This window comes from Protofrankia sp. CiP1_Cm_nod3, assembly GCF_982290655.1.
This window is the reverse complement of sequence record NZ_CEVIVD010000103.1, coordinates 1-1487: the sequence shown is the minus strand read 5'-3', so window position 1 is coordinate 1487 and position 1487 is coordinate 1. Positions and strand designations below refer to the sequence as shown.

The 1487-nt window shown below is 63.2% G+C and carries 1 protein-coding gene; it reads left to right on the top strand.

The features are described from left to right. Nucleotides 1–376 precede the first annotated feature (376 nt). Nucleotides 377–1048, top strand: coding sequence for a hypothetical protein (locus AC5LUJ_RS17570; protein ID WP_493465309.1), 672 nt, complete (start codon nucleotides 377–379; stop codon nucleotides 1046–1048). Nucleotides 1049–1487 lie beyond the last annotated feature (439 nt).

Genomic DNA, 1487 nt, shown 5'->3' with positions numbered 1-1487 from the left:
GCCGCGTGGCCGAACCGCCGCGTGGCCGAACCGCCGTGCCCAACCATCCGGGCTGACGGCCTTCGGTTTTCAGTGTTGGCACGGATGTTCCCGCGCCCGATGCCCGTGAGGATCGATCTGACGATCGTGGCAGGGCCTCGAAACGGCGGCGGCACCGATCAGGAAGCGCCGCCAGTCAGTCATGACATGTTGTGGGGGATGAGACGTGATGCGCACGGTCGGCCGGCGTTGTCGGAGATTTTCGTACCGGCGGACGAGGGCGCGGGAGGCACTGTCGATCCCGCGTTTCGTCGTCCGTCTCCCGGCGCTTCTTCCCAGGCATGCGCTGGCCGGTTTCCTGGCGCTGTCCCTGCTTGCCACGGGCTGTCTGGACGATATGGGGGGCAGCGGTGGTTCGCGGCCGAGCGGCGGGCCGACCCAACAGAACGGGCAGATTCAGCAGAACGGGCAGGACCGGCAGAACGGGCAGGACCGGAAGCCGAAAGGGCCGGTCTGCCCCACGCCCGGGCCGCTCACGAAATCCCAGCTTCCCAGGTTTCCGTCGGCGGACGCGGTCAGCGTGATCAATCAGAATCCATGCGTCAGCATCGCGGGTCTCGCCGATCAGATGATCGGTTTCATTCCCAGGGGACGCGCGGGGGAGTTCGCGCAGTTCCGTGGCGGGCTTGAGCAGTTCATCAAAAGGGTGAACGCAGCCAACGACGTGGTGGACTGCGCCTACGAGACCGACCATCTGGCGATCAAGGTGTACCAGCATGACGACTGGCACTGGTCACTTGGTATGGTCGCGGTCGTCCGTGGGGATCTCGACGCGCTGGTCGACGGCGCGGCCTGCTGGCTGCTGAAGAGAGTGCCGTTCCCGACCGGCGGATTCGGATTCCGCGGCGAGAAGCGCGAGCCCGACCCTGCCTTCTGCGCCGACGCCGTCAGCAGAAAAAGCAACGGCGATCGTTTCACGGTCATGTGGATCGGATCCTCGGATCTCATGTGCAAGAGCCTTGCCCACCTGGCGAATCCCGCTCAGCCGACGCCCTTGAACACCGGCTGAAGCGTCGTTCCGAATACTCGGGTTCAGCGCGGCGCGGTGTGTCCGGGATGCTCCGCGTCACGAAGGGTGTCCTTGCTGAGGCGTGCCGTGCTTGTACAAATTCGCCAAGAAACGCCTTGCCGCGAGATGGAAGCGGACCTCCTCGCCAGGAAGTTCCTGCGAAACTGCGCAGCGCGGAGTCTACATCTCGCCATGATCCACGGACAAATGGCAGGGAGATTATGGAGATGACGTCTTCGGATGGGTCGTAGTGGGGAGGGATCGTCGAGGAGGGAAATCGTGATGGAACTCCCTCGGTCGCCGTGGAACGGATCACGATTGTAGGGTTATGGTTGTAGACCACGGTTTCGACGGAGACTATCCTGTCCCAGGGGGAAAAACCATCGTCTATTTCGCCGTACAACTTCGATGCCCTCATTGTTGAGCGTGGTATAGGATC